This window comes from Thiohalophilus thiocyanatoxydans, assembly GCF_004366735.1.
Taxonomy (GTDB): Bacteria; Pseudomonadota; Gammaproteobacteria; order UBA6429; family Thiohalophilaceae; genus Thiohalophilus; species Thiohalophilus thiocyanatoxydans.
Genome location: NZ_SOQX01000004.1, coordinates 123,034 through 140,239, shown reverse-complemented (window position 1 = coordinate 140,239; position 17,206 = coordinate 123,034). Strand labels below are relative to the sequence as shown.

16 protein-coding genes are annotated in these 17,206 nt (G+C 59.5%); 4 read left to right on the top strand and 12 right to left on the bottom strand.

The genetic code is table 11. The features are described 5' to 3' along the window. Positions 1 to 2: 2 nt before the first annotated feature. Positions 3 to 2,459: a leucine--tRNA ligase gene (leuS, locus tag EDC23_RS08900; RefSeq protein ID WP_134083692.1), complete on the bottom strand. Its 2,457-nt coding sequence runs from the start codon at positions 2,457 to 2,459 to the stop codon at positions 3 to 5. Positions 2,460 to 2,620: 161 nt separating this feature from the next. Here leuS and EDC23_RS08895 point away from each other — a divergent pair, with 161 nt between their 5' ends. Next, positions 2,621 to 3,142 carry a zinc ribbon-containing protein gene (locus EDC23_RS08895; RefSeq protein ID WP_134083690.1) on the top strand — a complete coding sequence of 174 codons (522 nt, stop codon included), beginning with the start codon at positions 2,621 to 2,623 and terminating at the stop codon, positions 3,140 to 3,142. 34 nt (positions 3,143 to 3,176) lie between these two features. Beyond that, the gene (locus EDC23_RS08890; protein ID WP_134083688.1) at positions 3,177 to 3,629 is read left to right on the top strand and encodes a glutaredoxin family protein; all 453 of its coding nucleotides are present in this window, start codon (positions 3,177 to 3,179) and stop codon (positions 3,627 to 3,629) included. Positions 3,630 to 3,831: 202 nt separating this feature from the next. Here the strand turns inward: EDC23_RS08890 and EDC23_RS08885 are convergent, their stop codons facing one another. From EDC23_RS08885 to miaB, 6 genes are all read right to left on the bottom strand, one after another. Then, positions 3,832 to 4,236 (bottom strand): hypothetical protein, encoded by a 405-nt coding sequence (locus EDC23_RS08885; protein WP_134083686.1) that lies wholly within the window; start codon positions 4,234 to 4,236, stop codon positions 3,832 to 3,834. A gap of 82 nt (positions 4,237 to 4,318) precedes the next feature. Then, entirely contained in the window at positions 4,319 to 5,845 is a 1,527-nt protein-coding gene (gene lnt / locus EDC23_RS08880) for an apolipoprotein N-acyltransferase (protein ID WP_243830752.1), read from the bottom strand. Next, positions 5,835 to 6,740 carry an HlyC/CorC family transporter gene (locus EDC23_RS08875; RefSeq protein ID WP_134083682.1) on the bottom strand — a complete coding sequence of 302 codons (906 nt, stop codon included), beginning with the start codon at positions 6,738 to 6,740 and terminating at the stop codon, positions 5,835 to 5,837. Before EDC23_RS08875 ends, lnt begins: the two co-directional genes overlap by 11 nt. Continuing rightward, positions 6,737 to 7,198, bottom strand: a complete 462-nt coding sequence (ybeY, locus tag EDC23_RS08870) for an rRNA maturation RNase YbeY (protein WP_134083680.1) — start codon at positions 7,196 to 7,198, stop codon at positions 6,737 to 6,739. The genes EDC23_RS08875 and ybeY overlap by 4 nt, the downstream gene beginning before the upstream one ends. Next, positions 7,195 to 8,169 carry a PhoH family protein gene (locus EDC23_RS08865; protein WP_134083678.1) on the bottom strand — a complete coding sequence of 325 codons (975 nt, stop codon included), beginning with the start codon at positions 8,167 to 8,169 and terminating at the stop codon, positions 7,195 to 7,197. Before EDC23_RS08865 ends, ybeY begins: the two co-directional genes overlap by 4 nt. 38 nt (positions 8,170 to 8,207) lie before the next feature. Beyond that, positions 8,208 to 9,548 (bottom strand): tRNA (N6-isopentenyl adenosine(37)-C2)-methylthiotransferase MiaB, encoded by a 1,341-nt coding sequence (gene miaB, locus EDC23_RS08860; RefSeq protein ID WP_134083676.1) that lies wholly within the window; start codon positions 9,546 to 9,548, stop codon positions 8,208 to 8,210. A 130-nt stretch (positions 9,549 to 9,678) separates the two neighbouring features. On the opposite strand from miaB, the gene EDC23_RS08855 reads away from it, so the two are divergent. Next, the gene (locus EDC23_RS08855; RefSeq protein WP_134083674.1) at positions 9,679 to 11,352 is read left to right on the top strand and encodes a cation:proton antiporter; all 1,674 of its coding nucleotides are present in this window, start codon (positions 9,679 to 9,681) and stop codon (positions 11,350 to 11,352) included. Between the two features lie 8 nt (positions 11,353 to 11,360). On the opposite strand, the gene EDC23_RS08850 is transcribed toward EDC23_RS08855, so the two are convergent. After that, positions 11,361 to 12,557, bottom strand: a complete 1,197-nt coding sequence (locus EDC23_RS08850) for an ammonium transporter (protein WP_134083672.1) — start codon at positions 12,555 to 12,557, stop codon at positions 11,361 to 11,363. A 204-nt stretch (positions 12,558 to 12,761) separates the two neighbouring features. Beyond that, on the bottom strand, positions 12,762 to 13,292 hold the full coding sequence (locus EDC23_RS08845) for a variant leucine-rich repeat-containing protein (RefSeq protein WP_134083670.1): 531 nt from the start codon (positions 13,290 to 13,292) through the stop codon (positions 12,762 to 12,764). Positions 13,293 to 13,505: 213 nt separating this feature from the next. On the opposite strand from EDC23_RS08845, the gene EDC23_RS08840 reads away from it, so the two are divergent. Then, positions 13,506 to 14,642, top strand: a complete 1,137-nt coding sequence (locus EDC23_RS08840; protein ID WP_134083668.1) for a GGDEF domain-containing response regulator — start codon at positions 13,506 to 13,508, stop codon at positions 14,640 to 14,642. Between the two features lie 24 nt (positions 14,643 to 14,666). Here EDC23_RS08840 and EDC23_RS08835 read toward each other — a convergent pair whose 3' ends face one another. The 3 genes from EDC23_RS08835 to fabA all read right to left on the bottom strand — a co-directional run bounded on the left by EDC23_RS08835 (position 14,667) and on the right by fabA (position 17,096). Further along, on the bottom strand, positions 14,667 to 15,167 hold the full coding sequence (locus EDC23_RS08835) for a protein disulfide oxidoreductase (protein WP_134083666.1): 501 nt from the start codon (positions 15,165 to 15,167) through the stop codon (positions 14,667 to 14,669). A gap of 147 nt (positions 15,168 to 15,314) precedes the next feature. Beyond that, positions 15,315 to 16,541 carry a beta-ketoacyl-ACP synthase I gene (gene fabB / locus EDC23_RS08830; RefSeq protein ID WP_134083664.1) on the bottom strand — a complete coding sequence of 409 codons (1,227 nt, stop codon included), beginning with the start codon at positions 16,539 to 16,541 and terminating at the stop codon, positions 15,315 to 15,317. A 15-nt stretch (positions 16,542 to 16,556) separates the two neighbouring features. Next, complete coding sequence (gene fabA, locus EDC23_RS08825) at positions 16,557 to 17,096, bottom strand: 3-hydroxyacyl-[acyl-carrier-protein] dehydratase FabA (RefSeq protein ID WP_134083662.1); 540 nt, start codon at positions 17,094 to 17,096, stop codon at positions 16,557 to 16,559. Positions 17,097 to 17,206 lie beyond the last annotated feature (110 nt).

Below are 17,206 nucleotides of genomic sequence, written 5' to 3'. Positions count from 1 at the left end.
ATCTACTTCACCACAATATTGACCAGTTTACCCGGTACCACGATCACCTTCATGATCCCCTTGCCCTCGATAAAGCGTTGCACATTTTCCTCTTCCTGGGCGGCCTGTTCGATCTGGTTGCGCCCGGCATCCACCGGCACACTGATACGCCCGCGCAGTTTGCCGTTGACCTGCACCACCAGCTCGACCTCTTCGCGCACCAGGGCCGACTCATCCGCCCGGGGCCAGGGTTGTTCGACCACGGCCCCATCATATCCCAGTGCCTGCCACAGCACGTGGGTAATATGCGGCACGATGGGCGAGAGCAACAGCACCACCGTCTCCAGCGCTTCCTGGGCCACGGCCCGACCCTGTGCCGAGTCATCCTCGAACTTGCCCAGCGCGTTCATCAGTTCCATCACCGCGGCAATCGCAGTGTTGAAGGTAAAGCGCCGGCCCATGTCGTCGGTGCACTTGGCGATGGTCTCGTGCACCTGGCGGCGCAGGCTTTTCTGTTTATCGCTCAGCGCGTCGGGATCCACCGCCTCGGCCGGGCCGCCTTCGACATGTTGCACCACCCGCGCCCAGAGCCGTTTGAGAAACCGGTAGGCGCCGTCCACCCCGGCATAGGACCATTCGAGGGACTGTTCCGGCGGCGCGGCGAACATCATGAACAGCCGGGCGGTATCGGCGCCGTATTTTTCGATCAGCGCCTGGGGATCCACCGTGTTGCCCTTGGACTTGGACATCTTGGCGCCGTCTTTGAGGACCATGCCCTGGGTCAGCAGCTGGGTAAACGGTTCCGCGTTGTGAATCAGCCCCACGTCGCGCATCAGCTTGTTGAAAAAGCGGGCATAGAGCAGATGCAAAATGGCATGCTCGATCCCTCCGATGTACTGATCCACCGGCAGCCAGTAATCGGCCCGCTCATCCAGCATCGCCTGGTCGTTGTTCGAACTGGCGTAACGGGCGTAATACCAGCTCGACTCCATGAAGGTATCGAAGGTATCGGTTTCGCGCTCGGCCTTGCCGTCGCATTTGGGACAGCGGGTGTTATAAAACCCGGGCATCTGCTTGAGCGGCGAGCCGACCACGCCCTCGAAGTTGACCTCTTCGGGCAACACCACCGGCAGATCCTTTTCCGGTACCGGCACTTCGCCGCATTGTTTGCAATGGATGATCGGAATCGGCGCGCCCCAGTAGCGCTGGCGGGAGACCCCCCAGTCGCGCAGCCGGTAGGTCACCCGCTTTTCGCCCCGCTTCTGTTGCTTGAGATAATCCGCAATCCGCTCGAACGCCGCGTCGGAAGTCAGCCCGTCGAACTCGCCGGAGTTGATCAGCCGGCCCTTGTCGGTGAAGGCGCCCTGGTTCAGATCGGGCAGCTCACCGTCCAGCGGCGCGATCACCGGCCGGATCGGCAGACCGTAGGCGCGGGCAAATTCCCAGTCGCGCTGGTCGTGCGCCGGCACCGACATGACCGCGCCCTCGCCGTAACTCATCAACACGAAGTTAGCGACATAGATCGGGATCCGATCGCCGCTGATCGGATGCACCGCCTTGAAACCGGTATCGATACCTTTTTTCTCCAGGGTCTCCAGCGTCGCCTCGGCGGTCCCGGTCTGTTCGCACTCTTTTATAAAAGCCGCCACATTGGCATAGCCCTCACCTGCTTCCTGCGCCAGCGGATGCTGCGCCGCCACCGCCATGTAGGTGACGCCCATCAGGGTATCCGGGCGGGTGGTAAAGACTTTCAGCCGTTCCTTGCGTTCGGCCAGATCGAAGGCAATCTCCACCCCGTTGGACTTGCCGATCCAGTTGCGCTGCATGGTGCGCACCTGCTCCGGCCAGCCCTCCAGGTTATCCAGCTCCTCGAGCAACTCGTCGGCATAGGCGGTGATCTTCATGAACCACTGCGGGATGTCCTTGCGTTCCACCGCCGTGTCGCAGCGCCAGCACTTGCCCTCGATCACCTGCTCGTTGGCCAGCACGGTCAGATCGTTGGGACACCAGTTGACCGGCGAGGTCTTCTTGTAAACCAGACCCTTTTTATACAGTTTGGTAAACAGCCACTGCTCCCAGCGGTAATAGTCGGGGTCGCAGGTAGCCAGCTCCCGATCCCAGTCGTAACCGAGCCCCAGCCGCTTGAGCTGGGTGCGCATGTAATCAATGTTCTGCCGGGTCCAGGCGGCCGGGGCCACCCGGTTCTGCATGGCCGCGTTTTCCGCCGGCAGGCCGAAGGCGTCCCAGCCCATCGGCTGCAGCACATTCTTGCCCTGCATGCGCTGATAACGGCTGATCACATCCCCGATGGTGTAATTGCGAACATGGCCCATATGCAGGCGGCCGCTCGGGTAGGGAAACATGGACAGACAATAGAATTTTTCCCTGTCCGGGTCCTCGCTGACCTTGAAGGATTGCTGCGCTTCCCAGTACTGCTGGGCGGCCTGTTCGATCTGTTCGGGGCGGTATTGTTCGTCCATTCGCTCGCTGCTTCGGTTGATCTTCGGATAGGGATAAGCGGCCTATTCTACTCCGCCCGCCCGCCGGGCAAAACCGCCATATTCACCCGCGGGGCTTGCAACTCTCGTCCGACCGACCCAAGATAAAGACTACCGAGTCGATAAATGAAGGACGCCACACCATGAATGACACACAGGATCGGCTGACCAGGGCCTACCACGATATGATGCAACACCTGCGCGAAGCGTGGACCGATGTGGAGGAAAAGGCCCTGCCACCGCTCAAGGAGCGCCTCGACCAGGCGATGCAGCAGGCCTCGGATCTGGGGGAACTCAGCCGGGAAGAAGCCGAAAGAGTCCGCGAATATGTACGCCGCGACGTGGAAGAGGCCGCCGATTTCATGAGCGAGAACGGCCGTCAGCTCAGGGAGTGGCTGCAGTTCGATCTGCAATTCGCCGAGTCCAAGTTCGCCGAGATGTTCGCTGCCGTGGCCGATCGCACCCGGCTGGAGCTGGATATGCTCGCCGAACGGGCCCGCCGGGTCGGCGAATGGCATACCGGGGAGATCACCGGGATCGGCATTCTGCAGTGCAAGCAGTGCGGCGAAATGCTGCACTTTGAAAAGCCGGGGCACATTCCGCCCTGCCCCAAGTGCCAGGGCACCGTCTTCAAGAAATACTTCGGCCCGCAGCAGCAGGCCTGATCACCCAACGATGCAGACCAGGGACGGTACCAGCATGAAACAACTACTGTTCAGCATCATCATTGCCCTGGGACTGTCGAGCGCTCCGGCGAGTGCCGGCGGCGGCATTTACAAATGGGTGGACGACAACGGCAACGTCCATTTTTCCGACAAGCCGCCGTCCGAAGGCAAGGCCAGCGAGGTCAAGGTCCGCATCAACTCCTACACCAGCCCGCAAATTACCGCCTCGCCATACTCCGGGCGAAGCGAGAATACCGCCAGCGACAAGCAGGTTGTCCTCTACAGCACCCGCTGGTGCGGCTACTGTAAAAAGGCACGTAACTACTTTCAAAAGAACAACATCGCTTTCACGGAATATGATGTGGAAACCACCGAGAAAGGAAAACGGGACTACCGCGCCCTGGGCGGCAGCTCCGTACCGATCATTATGGTCGGCGACAAACGCCTGAACGGTTTCAGTGCCGCGGCCTTTGAGCGTATTTATTAAATAAACATTCTCCGAATACCCATAACGGTATGAGATGCTGCCGCGCCTTGCGTGGCCGTCGAGTCGACAAGGCGGTATTCACGGCGTATCTCGGAAGGCGCGATAGTACTGCGTAACATCAAAGTGATCGGGCATTCAACACACCGGATTAGTGTGTCACCGACAGGCCGGACTGTTTCCAGCCCGAGAGATAAACGCCGGCTTACTTCTCCGGGGTGTCAAAATTCAGACCGGCAACGATCCGGTTCAGGCGCCCCTGCTCCCCTTCATCGTCCAGGCTTCCGTGGTCATGCCCGGCAGCATTGAGCTCGGCCTCAATGCGCTTGATATAACGCTCGCTACAGAGTTTGACGGTCTTCTTGAGCTCCTCGAGTGAGGGTTCCACCTCTTCGGGCTTACGCACCCAGGTCTCGATGAACAGGCCCACATCCGGTTTGATTTTGGCCGCATAGGTCTTTTTGGCCATCAACTGGTTAAAGTCATCGCACCATGCCTTCGGCGCGGCGTGGCTGAGTCTGAAATACAGATTGATATACGGTCCCTTGAGCAGCCGTGGCGGGCGATTTTCGTCGATGCCGACTATTGCAATATCACTGATACCTTCCATGTTTGACCTCATACCCGGTTGAGTGAGGGGATGTTCCGGCAGTCCGCCGCAACACGTGTCGTAGCAAGCGTCAAAAACGCGTTCAGTTTTTCTGACGCGATCTCAGTATCAGGAAAAGTATCAACCCGCCGGCGACCAACAGCAACATCAGGACCGGCAGATTGCCAAACCGGACATAGGGTGTGCTCCCCCTCCGGGGCTGGATTTCGCCGCGCACGACATCGGTTTCAAACTGTTTCGAGCGCGCCATCAGCGTACCTTTATGATCCACCAGCGCGCTCACGCCGTTAGTCGTCGCACGCAACAGCGGCCGGCCGGTCTCCAGCGCGCGCAGGCGGGCGATTTGCAGATGTTGATGGGGGGCAAACGAATTGCCATACCAGGCATTGTTGCTACCATTGATCATCAGCGTCGCTTCGGGCAGTTGGCGGATCACCTCCTCACCGAATGCATCCTCATAACACACGGTAGTCGCAACGGGCTGGCCGCCGGCCTGTAATAATGGCTGCTCACGATCGCCGGGGCTGAAACTGGACATAGGCAGATCAAAGAACGCAATCGTCCCGCGCAGTATCGACTCCAACGGCACATATTCGCCAAACGGTACCAGATGAACCTTGTGGTACATGCCGGGGTGACGCCCCACACTGATCATACTGCTGTAATAGGTGTTATTGTCCCGATCCATTACCGGCAAGCCCAGTACCACATCCGTCCCGTTTTTGCGTGCGCGTTGCCCCAGTTCCGCCAGATAGGTGTCCTCGACATAATGATAGAACGTGCTCACGGCATTCTCCGGCCAGACAATGATATCACTGTCCCAATGCTGCTCGGTAAGCTCCGCATACCGCGTCAGTCGCGTCTGCAAGGCTTCCGGGTTCCAGCGCGTTTCCTGGGGCAGGTTGCCCTGGATCAGCGCCGCCTGTAATGGTTCACCCTGTGGATCGGTCCAGGCCAGCTGCTTTAAGCCGAAACCCGTTAAATGCAGCCCGACAAAGATCGCCAACAAACCCAGCTGCCTGCGCCGAACAGGGTTCAGTAACAACAGTAATAACAGTGCCGCGCCAACCAGGGTCAGCCAGCTCAGACCATACACGCCCAGCAAGGGGGCAAACCCGCTCAGGCCGCTATCGATCTGGCTGTAGCCGATATTAAGCCAGGGGAAGCCGGTTAAAAACCAGCTGCGCACCCATTCCAGCAACACCCACAGGGCCGGGAATAGCAGCAATAGCGTCAGCACGCGCTGATAACGGTATCCGGCAAGTCGCTGATGCAGATACGCCGCCAGATAACCCAGCAGGCCGTAATAGAGAGCGAGAAAGGCGACAAACAACGTCGTCAGTAAAACCGCCAGCGGCACCGGTGCATGGCCGAATTCGTGAATAGCCACATACACCCATGACACGCCGATCCCGAACAGCCCCACTCCGAACAGGTAGCCGCTGATCATGGCCTGACGGGGTGTCGCCTCCAGCCATAAATAGAACAGCAAGGCCGGCGCCAGAAAGGCCAGCGGGATAAAAGCCAGCGGTTCAAAGGCCAGGGGCAAGCTGGCACCAGCCAGCAGCGCCAGTAAATAGCGCCGGTTTAAGGTATCTTTAATTGCCACCCGCGGAACCGGTTTGACCCACGTTTGGTTCGCTGGCCGGCACATCGAGCTGGCGAACTTCCAGCAGATGCACCTGACGATTGGTGGCCCGCAACACGCGAAACTGCAGATGAGCCAGCTCGATCTCTTCGCCGCGTTTGGGCAAGTGGCCCAGTTGATTGATCACCAGCCCGCCGATGGTATCGAATTCCTCGTCACTGTAATCGGTACCGAAATGGCGGTTGAAGTCCTCGATCGGCGTAATGCCCTTGACGGTGGCGGTATGGTTTTCATGCTGCAGGATCTGTGTGTCTTCCTCGAAGTCGTGCTCATCCTCGATCTCGCCGACGATCTGTTCCAGGACGTCCTCGATGGTGACCAGGCCGGCCACGCCGCCGTATTCATCCACCACGATCGCCATATGGTTACGGTTGGCACGAAACTCCTTGAGCAACACATTGAGACGCTTGCTTTCGGGAATTACCACGGCCGGGCGCAGGATGTCGCGGATATTCAGCCGCGGTTGTTCCCCTTCCAGAAAGTAGGGCAGCAGATCCTTGGCCAGTAAAACCCCGATCACATCGTCCTTGCTCTCACCCACCGCCGGAAAGCGCGAGTGCGCCGATTCAATTACCGTATTGAGAATCGCCTGTGGTTCAGCGTCGCGTTCGATAACGGTCATCTGCGAGCGGGGGATCATGATGTCGCGCACCTGCATATCGGAAACCTGCAGGACACCCTCGATCATGGCCAGGGCATCGATATCGATCACCTGGTTGCGATGCGCCTCATGCAGCACTTCCAGCAGCTGGTCCATGTCCTTGAGGTCGCCCTGCAGGGCCTGACCCAGGCGCTCCAGCCACGACTTGTGCGGTTTGCTTTCTTTGTCGGGACTTCCCGATCGATCTTCGCTCATTGTTCTTCATCCAGTCGGTAAGGGTTCGTATACCCCAGCTCGTTCATGATGCTGATTTCCCGGCTCTCCATCTCTTCCGCTTCATCCTGTTGCAGATGATCATACCCCAGTAAATGCAGGGTGCCGTGTACTACCATGTGGGCCCAGTGGGCCTGTTCATCCTTGTGTTGTTGCTGTGCCTCTTGCTCTACCACCGGGGCACAAATTACCAGATCGCCCAGCAAATCCAGTTCCACCCCGGGCGGACACTCAAACGGAAACGACAACACATTGGTCGGCCCGCTTTTGTGCCGGTACTGTTCGTTCAGTTCGGCGCTTTCGGCTGCATCGACAATCCGCACCGTCAATTCCGCATCCTGGCGCTTGTCGGCGTGCAGGGCCGCGCTGACCCAGCGCTGGATATCCGCCTCATTCGGGCCGGTCGCAGCGATCCGCTGCACCTCCACCTCAATACTCATGGCAGCGGGTCTTCGCCGCGCGCCTCGTACGCCTGGACAATGCGCTGCACCAGCGGATGGCGCACCACGTCCTTGGCATTGAAAAAGGTAAAGCTGATGCCCTCCACGTCCTTCAGCACTTCGATCACCTGACGCAGCCCCGATTGCTGGTTGCGCGGCAAATCCACCTGGGTCACGTCGCCGGTCACCACCACCGTGGAACCGAAACCGATGCGGGTCAGGAACATTTTCATCTGCTCCACGGTGGTGTTCTGCGCCTCATCCAGAATAATGAACGATTCATTCAGGGTGCGCCCGCGCATGTAGGCCAGCGGCGCCACTTCGATGACATTACGATCCATGAGCCGGGCCACGCTCTCGAAGCCCAGCATTTCATACAGTGCGTCATAGAGCGGGCGCAGATAGGGATCGATCTTCTGTGCCAGATCACCGGGCAAGAAGCCGAGGCGCTCGCCCGACTCCACGGCGGGACGGGTCAGGACCAGCCGGCGCACTTCCTCGCGTTCCAGCGCCTGCACCGCGGCAGCCACCGCCAGATAGGTCTTGCCGGTCCCGGCCGGACCGATGCCGAAATTGAGATCATTATCCTTGAGGTTGCTCAGGTACTGCTTCTGGTTGGGGCCGCGCCCGCGCACCGATCCGCGCGGCGTGGTCAGTATCACTTCGTCGATGGGAGTGATATCCGCCACCAGCGCATCCACGCCCGACTCCTGTAAATGGAGGTTAACCTGGGACGGATTCAGGGTCTGGTGTTCGGTTTCGGCGTACAGATCGCGCAGGACCTCGCCGGCCGCCTGCACCGAACGGCTGTCGCCGATTACCCGAAAGTTGTTGCCGCGGTTGTTCACCTCCACGCCCAGGCGCCGTTCGATCTGGCGCAGATGTTCGTCGAACTGACCGCACAGGTTCGCCAGCCGCTGGTTATCAGCGGGTTCGAGAACGATATCGGTGGAAAAAGCGTGGCTGGTCAAGACGGGATCTTGGTTATCTTAATAAAAGGTATGGGCAATCAGGCACAGCGGACGGACTGGCTAAGCAGTTCGCCGCGCAGGGAGTTGGGCATGGCTTGGGTAATACTCACGTCGACAAACTCACCGACCAGTTCGGGATCACCCTTGAAGTTTACCACACGATTGTTGGCCGTGCGGCCAGCGAGTTGGCCCGGATCTTTCCGGGAAGGGCCGCTGACCAGAACCCGCTGGGTGGTGCCGATCATGTTGCGGCTGATCTCGGCCGCCTGCTGGTTGATGCGATCCTGCAAAATGGCCAGACGCTGTTTTTTCACCTCCAGCGGCACATCATCGGGCAGGGATGAGGCCGGGGTGCCGGGCCGGGGGCTGTAGACAAAACTGAACGAGTGATCGAAGCCGATTTCGGCGATCAGATCCATGGTCGCCTCGAAATCCGCATCGCTCTCGCCGGGAAAACCGACGATAAAATCCGAGGAGAGACTGATGTCGGGGCGCACCTCGCGCAGGCGACGGATGGTGGCCTTGTACTCCATCGCGGTGTGCTTGCGTTTCATCAGCGCCAGGATCCGGTCCGAGCCGCTTTGCACCGGCAGATGCAGGTGGCTGACCAGCTCCGGCACCTCGGCATAGGCCTGGAACAGGCTCTCGTTCATCTCCAGCGGATGGGAGGTGGTATAGCGAATCCGATCGATCCCCTCGATGGCGGCCACATACTGGATCAGCAGGCCCAGATCGGCGATCTCGCCGTCGTCCATTACCCCGCGATAGGCATTGACGTTCTGCCCCAGCAAGGTCACCTCGCGCACGCCGTCGGCCGCCAGCTCCGCCACCTCGACAATCACATCGTCGAACGGCCGGCTGAACTCCTCGCCACGGGTATAGGGCACCACGCAGAAGCTGCAGTACTTGCTGCAGCCTTCCATGATGGAGACAAACGCACTCGGCCCGTCGCTATGCGGCTCGGGCATGTGATCGAACTTTTCGATCTCGGGGAAGGAGATGTCCACTACCGAGCGCTTGCGGGCCCGGGCATCATCCAGCATCTGCGGCAGACGGTGCAGGGTCTGCGGCCCGAAGACCAGATCCACATAGGGCGCGCGCGTCAAAATGGCATCCCCTTCCTGGCTGGCGACGCAGCCGCCGACGCCGATCACCAGCTCCGGGCGGGCCTGTTTCAGCTCGCGCCACATGCCCAGGTGGGAGAAGACCTTCTCCTGTGCCTTCTCGCGCACCGAGCAGGTGTTGAGCAGCAGCACCTCGGCCTCGTCGACCTGATCGGTCAACTCCAGGCCGTGCGACGCCCGCAGCACGTCAGCCATCTTGGCCGTGTCGTACTCGTTCATCTGACAACCGAAAGTGCGTATGTGTAGCTTGCCCATTTTTTAACCAGTCGATTTCGGGAGCGCAAAGGTAGCATTTTCACTTCGGCGTTTCCAGCTATCCCGCCATTTGATTCCCCGCGCGACAGTCCCGCCGGACACTGGCACAATGCCAACAGGCTGACATCGCATGAGGCGACCGGATACCGTGCTGGAGAATATTTTCTTGCAGTTTGGCCTGATTATCGGTCTGGCCGCCGCCGTCGGCGCCCTGGCCCAGTTTCTGCGCCAGCCGCTGATCGTCGCGTTTATCGCGGTCGGGATCCTGCTGGGGCCCTCGGCACTGGGCTGGGTCACCCACAGCAGCGAAATCGAGCTGTTCGCCCGCCTGGGCATCGCCCTGCTGCTGTTCGTGGTCGGCCTGAAACTGGATCTGCACATCATTCGCAGCGTCGGCCCGGTGGCGCTGATCTCCGGCCTGGGCCAGGTGATTTTCACCTCGGTGATCGGCTATCTCATCGGTCTGGCACTGGGCATGGCGCACATCACTGCCCTGTATGTGGCCGTGGCGCTGACCTTCTCCAGCACCATCATCATCGTCAAGCTGCTGTCGGACAAGCGCGAGCTCGACTCCCTGCACGGGCGCATCGCGGTGGGCTTTTTGATCGTCCAGGACATCGTGGTAGTACTGGTCATGATTGCGCTGACCGCCTTCGGCCAGTCCAGCGCCGATCTCAATATGGCCCAGGAAGCGCTGTTCATTCTGCTCAAGGGCGCCCTGATGCTGGTCACCGTGGCCGTGTTGATGCGCTATATCCTGCCGCCCCTGTTGCATCGTCTGGCTCATTCGGCGGAGTTGCTGATGCTGTTTGCCATTGCCTGGGCGGTGCTGGGTGCCGCCGCCGGGGATGCGCTGGGCTTCAGCAAGGAAGTGGGCGCCTTTCTGGCCGGCATCTCCATCGCCTCGACCCCCTACCGGGAACTGGTGGCGGCGCGGCTGGTCAGCCTGCGCGATTTTCTGTTGCTGTTCTTTTTCATCGAACTGGGCGCCGGCCTGGAACTGGGCACCCTCGGGGCCCAGCTGGGCGCGGCGGGGCTCTTCTCGGTCTTCGTGCTGATCGGTAACCCGCTGATCGTCATGGCCATCATGGGCTACATGGGCTATCGCAAGCGCACCGGTTTTCTGGCCGGCCTGGCAGTCGCCCAGATCAGTGAGTTCTCACTCATCCTGGCGGCCCTGGGACTGAGCCTCGGCCACCTGAGTCAGGAGACCGTCGGCCTGATCACCCTGGTGGGGCTCATTACCATCAGCCTCTCGACCTATATGATTCTCTACTCGCATCCGCTGTACGATCGCCTCGCCCCGTATCTGGGGATCTTCGAACGCAAGGTCACTTACCGGGAGTCGGGCCAGGCGGCGGGGGATGCCGGGGAGGCCAGCATTCTGTTGTTCGGCCTGGGACGCTTCGGCGCGGCCGTGGCGGCCAACCTGCGCAGCCACGGCTACCGGATCCTCGCGGTGGACTTCGACCCCGAGGTGGTGCGCCTGCATACCCGCGAAGGCTACGCCGCCCGTTACGGCGATGCCGAGGATCCGGAGTTTCTCGCCACCTTGCCCCTGGATCGGGTGCGCTGGGTGATCAGCACCATCCGGGATCGGGGCATCAACCGGATGCTGCTCAGCGGCCTGCGCCAGCAGGGCTATCACGGGCGGATTGCGCTCTCCACTGCCCACCGACACGACGCCCAACTGTTCGAACGCGACGGCATCGACCTGGTGCTGGTGCCCTATGCCGATGCGGCCAAAGAAGCCGCCGAGCGGATCCTGAGCGCCGACGCAACGCCCGGCGAGCGCTCAACCTGACACCCCACTCAGTCGATGACCGATTCGGAGGCGATCTTGTGGATGCTCAGATCCGCGCCGCGGTACTCCTCTTCCTGAGTGAGGCGGATTCCGACAGTCGCCCTGAGCAGGCCATAGACCAGCAAGCCGCCCAGCAGCGCGATACTGATCCCGATCAGGGTTCCGACCAGCTGGGAGAGAAAACTCACCCCGCCCATCCCGCCGAGCGCTTCCAGCCCGAAGATCCCGGCCGCCAGGGCGCCCCAGGCCCCGCAAAGTCCGTGCAGGGGCCAGACCCCGAGCACGTCGTCGATACGCCATTTGTTCTGGGCCTGCGTGAAGGCCCAGACGAACAGCGCCCCGGCCACTGCCCCGGTGGCCAGTGCACCAAGCGGGTGCATGATATCCGAACCGGCGCACACCGCGACCAGTCCGGCCAGCGGCCCGTTGTGCACGAAACCGGGGTCGTTTTTGCCCATGACCAGCGCGGCGAGGATCCCGCCGACCATGGCCATTAGTGAGTTGGCCGCCACCAGCCCGCTGATGTCGCCCACCTTCTGCGCCGACATCACGTTGAAACCGAACCAGCCGACGGTCAGGATCCAGGCGCCCAGCGCCAGAAACGGAATGCTGGAGGGCGGATGGGCGACTGTCGCCCGCCCGTCCTTGCCGTAACGCCCGTGGCGACTGCCGAGCATCAGCACCGCGCCCAGCGCCAGCCAGCCGCCGACCGCGTGCACCACCACCGAACCGGCAAAATCATGGAAGCCGGCGCCAAACGTCGCAGCCAGCCAGGCCTGCAGGCCGAAGTTGCCGTTCCACGCCATCCCCTCGAACAACGGGTAGATCAGCGCCACAATAATAAACGTCGCAGCCAGTTGCGGGTAAAAACGGGCCCGCTCGGCGATCCCGCCGGAGATGATGGCCGGAATCGCTGCCGCGAAGGTCAGCAAAAAGAAGAACTTGACCAGCTCGTAGCCGCTGGCGGCGGTCAGTGCGGGAGCCGCCTGAAAAAAGCCGCTGCCGTAGGCAAGCGCGTAGCCGATGAAAAAATAGGCGATGGTCGAGGCAGCAAAATCGGTGATGATCTTGACCAGGGCGTTGACCTGGTTTTTCTTGCGCACCGTACCGACCTCAAGAAAGGCAAAGCCCGAATGCATGGCCAGCACCATGATCGCGCCCAGCAGTATGAACAACACGTCAGTGGCGGTCTGAAAGTTTTCCATCTTGTTATCCTGAATCTGCTCAAAGTTGGTTCAGGATGTAGCAAGATACGCACCACTTCGACGCTGCCCGGTTTAACAGGGACTTGAGTGAACCGCGGGACCGACAGCCGGCACAAAATGCCCTGTTTGCGTGCAGTGGCTTACTGCCACGCACCACGATGGGTCAGCCGGGTGCTCCACACCCGACCAGAACCTCAGAATCCCCTATTCGCCCGCCTCTTCATGGCGCCTGGCCAGGCTCAGTCGCGCCATCTGGCTCACCTCGGGCAACGGGTCGTCACGCAGTTTTTTGAGGGTCGCCGTGGAGGTATTCAGATTACGGGCCACTTCATAGCGGATCTCGCCTTCGGCATCCCCCGCCAGGATCGCCAGCGCCGACGCCGGCACATACTCAAATCGTGCCACCACACTGCGGACCGACGGGTCCGGATCGCGGGCCAGTTTCAAAAACGTCCGCTCCCCGGTATCAAGATTGGTCGCCACCCCGATACGGACCTGCGGATGATCATCCCCTGCCAGCTGGTGCAGCAGTTCGGGGGGTGTGCGGCGATTGCGGCTGACGCGCTGGCGCACCGCCCAATCGGCATCGCGGGCCAGTTCCTGCAACCGCGTCACGTCGGTGGCAGGATGCGCCGCCTCACGCCGACGCTGTTCCAGCTCGTCGGCCAGCAGGGTCTGCGTGCCGATGAGCAGCATCAGCCCGCAGAGACCGGGATGACAGTACATAAACACCATGGCGTACTCCTCTGTTTGGCAAAACAAACGAGCTTATCGCGTTTTCCGAGACAGACAATATCAAGGATTCTCCGGACCTGCCGACAAGGAGAGCAAGCGACTTTGTCGCTGCGCCGTCAGGCCTGCGAATTACCCTTTACCCATGACAGAGTATCCGGATATGCTTGATTGACACAATAAATTCGGCATTCTATTTCAAAACGATACCCCTGAATGGCAGACGATAATAACAACTCCCCCCGCATCCTGGTCGTTGATGACTCCCGTGTAATGCGCAAGGCCATGACCAAGGTCCTGGGCACCGCTTATCACGTGATTGAAGCCGACCATGGTGAGGATGCCTGGACCTATCTGACCAACGATCCCGAAATTCAGGTGGTCTTTACCGACCTGTCCATGCCTTACCTGGACGGTTTTGGGCTGCTGGAACGCATGCGCTCCGCCGACGATCCCCACCTGAGGGAACTGCCGGCCATTATCATTACCGGCAAGGAGGATGATGACCAGACCAAACAGCTGGCTCTGGACAAGGGTGCTTCGGACTTTATCACCAAGCCTTTCGATTCGGTGCAGTTACAGGCCCGCGCCAAGGCGCATGTCAATTTCAAACAGACCACACACAAGCTTACTGAAACAACTGACAAACTGGAGCAACAAACCGCCGTCGATCAGGTCACCGGGCTGGGTGGTCAAACCTATTTCTGTCGCGCGGCGGACGAGTGTCTGGCCTATTTCAAGCGTCATGGCGGCCAGTTCACCCTGTTACGCATGGACATTGATAATTTCAATTCACTCTTTATCAGCAACGGCAAGGCGTTGATGGATCAGATACTGCAGAAAATCAGCGCGACATTGACACCACTGGTACGCAAGGAAGACATGCTGGCCCGGGTCGGACTGGCCAAGTTTGCCATGCTACTGCGCGACACCAGCACAGAGGATGCGTCCCTGCTGGCGGAACGCATGCGCAGTGAGATCAATGCACTGAGCTTTAATAGCGGCGAACAACAACTGCATATAACCGTCAGCATCGGCCTGCTCGAGCCACACCTGACCGAGCAATCGGATATTAAAACCCTGGTCGCCGAAACCGAGACATACCTCAACAAAGCCATGGAAGCCGGCGGCAACCAGGTCGTCGCCCACTCACAGCGCAAGGACAGCGGCGCGGCACATCTGGATATCGAACAGGCACTCAAGCTGATCGAGGAAGGCAAGCAGGACCTGCTCAAACCCCATCTGGGCAGCCTGATGCAACAGCTTCTGCCCCTGTTAAACTACATCAGCCAGCAATCCAGCGAAGACATGGCTCAGGCTATCGAGGCGCTCAAGGAGAAGCTGGAAGCATAATCAGGCCTCATCGACTGGCGAGGATCAATCCACCAGCCACATGCGTAAACGCAGCCCCCATTCAGTGCTATAACCGATCTCGCGAAAGACAATCTCACCCTCGCTATTGACCAGCAGGGTCGTCGGTACCCCCTTGATGCCGAAACGTCTCGCCAGCAGCCCCTCCTCGTCAAGCAGTGTCATAAAATTCAGCGAATGTTCCCGCATGTATGCCTGAACTTCAGTCCGATCCCCCGATTGCATGGCCACGCTGATCACCTGATGATCACGACTTAATGCCTGAATAGTATCCTGCTCAAAACGGCAAATCGGACACCAGCTGGCCCAGAAGTGCAGGATATAAGGCTTGCCTTCGATATCCCGCGAATCAAACTCCGCTCCCTGAAGCATGGGGGCGATATACTCCGGCACCGTGCCGCTGACCAGATTCCGTTTCTGGTACTGCTGGGCACCAAAATAAACCATCGCGAAAATCAGCACCCACAATAAGAAGCGGACAGGTTTGGGAAGTTTTGCAGCTGGCATAAACTGACTACAGGCTCGCCACCGGATACTTAAAAACCCATCGAGTCCGCCAATGCACGCAAATCAAAAATCAATTCATTTGCGTGCATAGGCGTTTATTCGCGGACCATTCTCCAGCAGCAGGTAAAAGGGCTCAGTTAGAGAAGTTCACTCGTCGTTATAACGCTGGAACACCAGGGTGGCGTTGGTACCGCCGAAACCGAAACTGTTGGACATGACGCAATTGATACTGGCGTCGTCCTGGCGTTCGCGGACGATGGGATAGCCTTCGGCGCCGGGATCCAGTTCCTGGATATTGGCCGAGGCGGCAAGGAAATTCTCCTGCATCATCAGCAGCGAATAGATCGCCTCGTTGACGCCGGCGGCGCCCAGGGCGTGACCGGTGAGGGATTTGGTCGAGGCGATGGCCGGCATGTTGTCACCGAAGACCTCCTTGACGGCTTCCAGTTCGCGGATATCCCCCACCGGGGTGCTGGTACCGTGGGCGTTGATGTAGTCCACCGGGGTTTCCACCTCCTGCAGGGCCTGCTGCATGCAGCGCACCGCCCCTTCACCGGAGGGCTGCACCATATCGAATCCGTCGGAGGTGGCGCCGTAGCCGACCAGCTCGGCGTAAATGGTCGCACCGCGGGCTTTGGCATGTTCCAGCTCTTCGAGCACCAGCAAGCCGCCACCACCGGAGATGACAAAGCCGTCACGGTTGACATCATAGGTGCGCGAAGCGGTTTCCGGCGCATCATTATATTTGGCGGAGAGCGCCCCCATCGCATCGAACAACACGGACAGGGTCCAGTGTACTTCCTCGCCGCCGCCGGCGAAGACGATGTCCTGCTTGCCCATCTGGATCAGCTCGTAACCATTGCCGATGCAGTGTGCCGAGGTAGAGCAGGCGGAGCTGATAGAGTAGTTGACACCCTTGATCTTGAACGGCGTGGCCAGACAGGCGGAGTTGGTGCTGGACATGGTACGCGGCACCATATAGGGGCCGACCTTGCGCACGCCTTTCTCGCGCAGTATGTCCGCCGCCTGCACAATGTTCTGGGTGGAGGGCCCGCCGGAACCGACGATCAAGCCGCTGCGCGGATTGGATATCTCATTCTCTTCCAGGCCGGCATCGGCAATCGCCTGTTCCATGGCCAGGTAATTGAACGCGGCGCCATCGCCCATGAAGCGTTTAAGCTTGCGATCAATCATCTCATCGAGATTCAGATCAATCGGCCCGTCAATTTGCGAGCGGAATCCGAGATCGGCATATTCGGAATTGAAACGAATACCGGAACGGCCCTGGCGGAGGGAGTCGGTAACTTCCTCCCGGTTATTGCCGATACTGGAGACAATTCCGAGACCGGTAATAGCAACGCGTCGTAATGGCATGTTCAGATAAACTGCTTAAAGTTGGTCAGTGGAGGTAAAAAGTCCGACCCGCAGGTCCTCGGCAGTATAGATTTCACGGCCGTCGACTTCCAGAGAGGCATCGGCGATGCCCATGTATAGCTTACGCATAATCAGTCGCTTGAGATTCACCCGGTAAGTCACCAGCTTGCAATCGGGAGTCACCTGGCCGGTAAACTTGACGTCACCGGCGCCCAGCGCCCGACCATGGCCCGGGCCGCCCATCCAGCCGAGGAAAAACCCGACCAGCTGCCACATGGCATCCAGTCCCAGACAGCCCGGCATCACCGGATCTCCTTCGAAATGACATTTGAAGAACCACAAATCGGGGTTGATATCCAGTTCGGCGATGATCTCGCCCTTATCAAACTGGCCCCCGCTGTCGCTGATGTGGGTAATACGATCGAACATCAACATCGGCGGTAACGGCAGCTGGGCATTACCCGGGCCGAACAGTTCCCCATGACCGCACTGAATCAGTTCATCATAAGTATAACTGCCCTTCTTTTCGGCTGTTGCGGCGTTGGCTGAATCCATAAGAATATTATGTCCACTTTTCAATCGGTTACACGCAATATGCGTTTGGCCCGAACCCGGGATACAAAAACCTCGTCGAGCTATTTTAACTGTTGATCATACGGGAAATA

Excerpts from the sequence above, each read along its gene's own strand:
- leuS (WP_134083692.1), bottom strand. The coding sequence starts at position 2,459 with ATGGACGAACAATACCGCCCCGAACAGATCGAACAGGCCGCCCAGCAG.
- EDC23_RS08895 (WP_134083690.1), top strand. The coding sequence starts at position 2,621 with ATGAATGACACACAGGATCGGCTGACCAGGGCCTACCACGATATGATG.
- EDC23_RS08890 (WP_134083688.1), top strand. The coding sequence starts at position 3,177 with ATGAAACAACTACTGTTCAGCATCATCATTGCCCTGGGACTGTCGAGC.
- EDC23_RS08885 (WP_134083686.1), bottom strand. The coding sequence starts at position 4,236 with ATGGAAGGTATCAGTGATATTGCAATAGTCGGCATCGACGAAAATCGC.
- EDC23_RS08875 (WP_134083682.1), bottom strand. The coding sequence starts at position 6,740 with ATGAGCGAAGATCGATCGGGAAGTCCCGACAAAGAAAGCAAACCGCAC.
- ybeY (WP_134083680.1), bottom strand. The coding sequence starts at position 7,198 with ATGAGTATTGAGGTGGAGGTGCAGCGGATCGCTGCGACCGGCCCGAAT.
- miaB (WP_134083676.1), bottom strand. The coding sequence starts at position 9,548 with ATGGGCAAGCTACACATACGCACTTTCGGTTGTCAGATGAACGAGTAC.
- EDC23_RS08855 (WP_134083674.1), top strand. The coding sequence starts at position 9,679 with ATGAGGCGACCGGATACCGTGCTGGAGAATATTTTCTTGCAGTTTGGC.
- EDC23_RS08850 (WP_134083672.1), bottom strand. The coding sequence starts at position 12,557 with ATGGAAAACTTTCAGACCGCCACTGACGTGTTGTTCATACTGCTGGGC.
- EDC23_RS08845 (WP_134083670.1), bottom strand. The coding sequence starts at position 13,292 with ATGGTGTTTATGTACTGTCATCCCGGTCTCTGCGGGCTGATGCTGCTC.
- EDC23_RS08840 (WP_134083668.1), top strand. The coding sequence starts at position 13,506 with ATGGCAGACGATAATAACAACTCCCCCCGCATCCTGGTCGTTGATGAC.
- EDC23_RS08835 (WP_134083666.1), bottom strand. The coding sequence starts at position 15,167 with ATGCCAGCTGCAAAACTTCCCAAACCTGTCCGCTTCTTATTGTGGGTG.
- fabB (WP_134083664.1), bottom strand. The coding sequence starts at position 16,541 with ATGCCATTACGACGCGTTGCTATTACCGGTCTCGGAATTGTCTCCAGT.
- fabA (WP_134083662.1), bottom strand. The coding sequence starts at position 17,096 with ATGGATTCAGCCAACGCCGCAACAGCCGAAAAGAAGGGCAGTTATACT.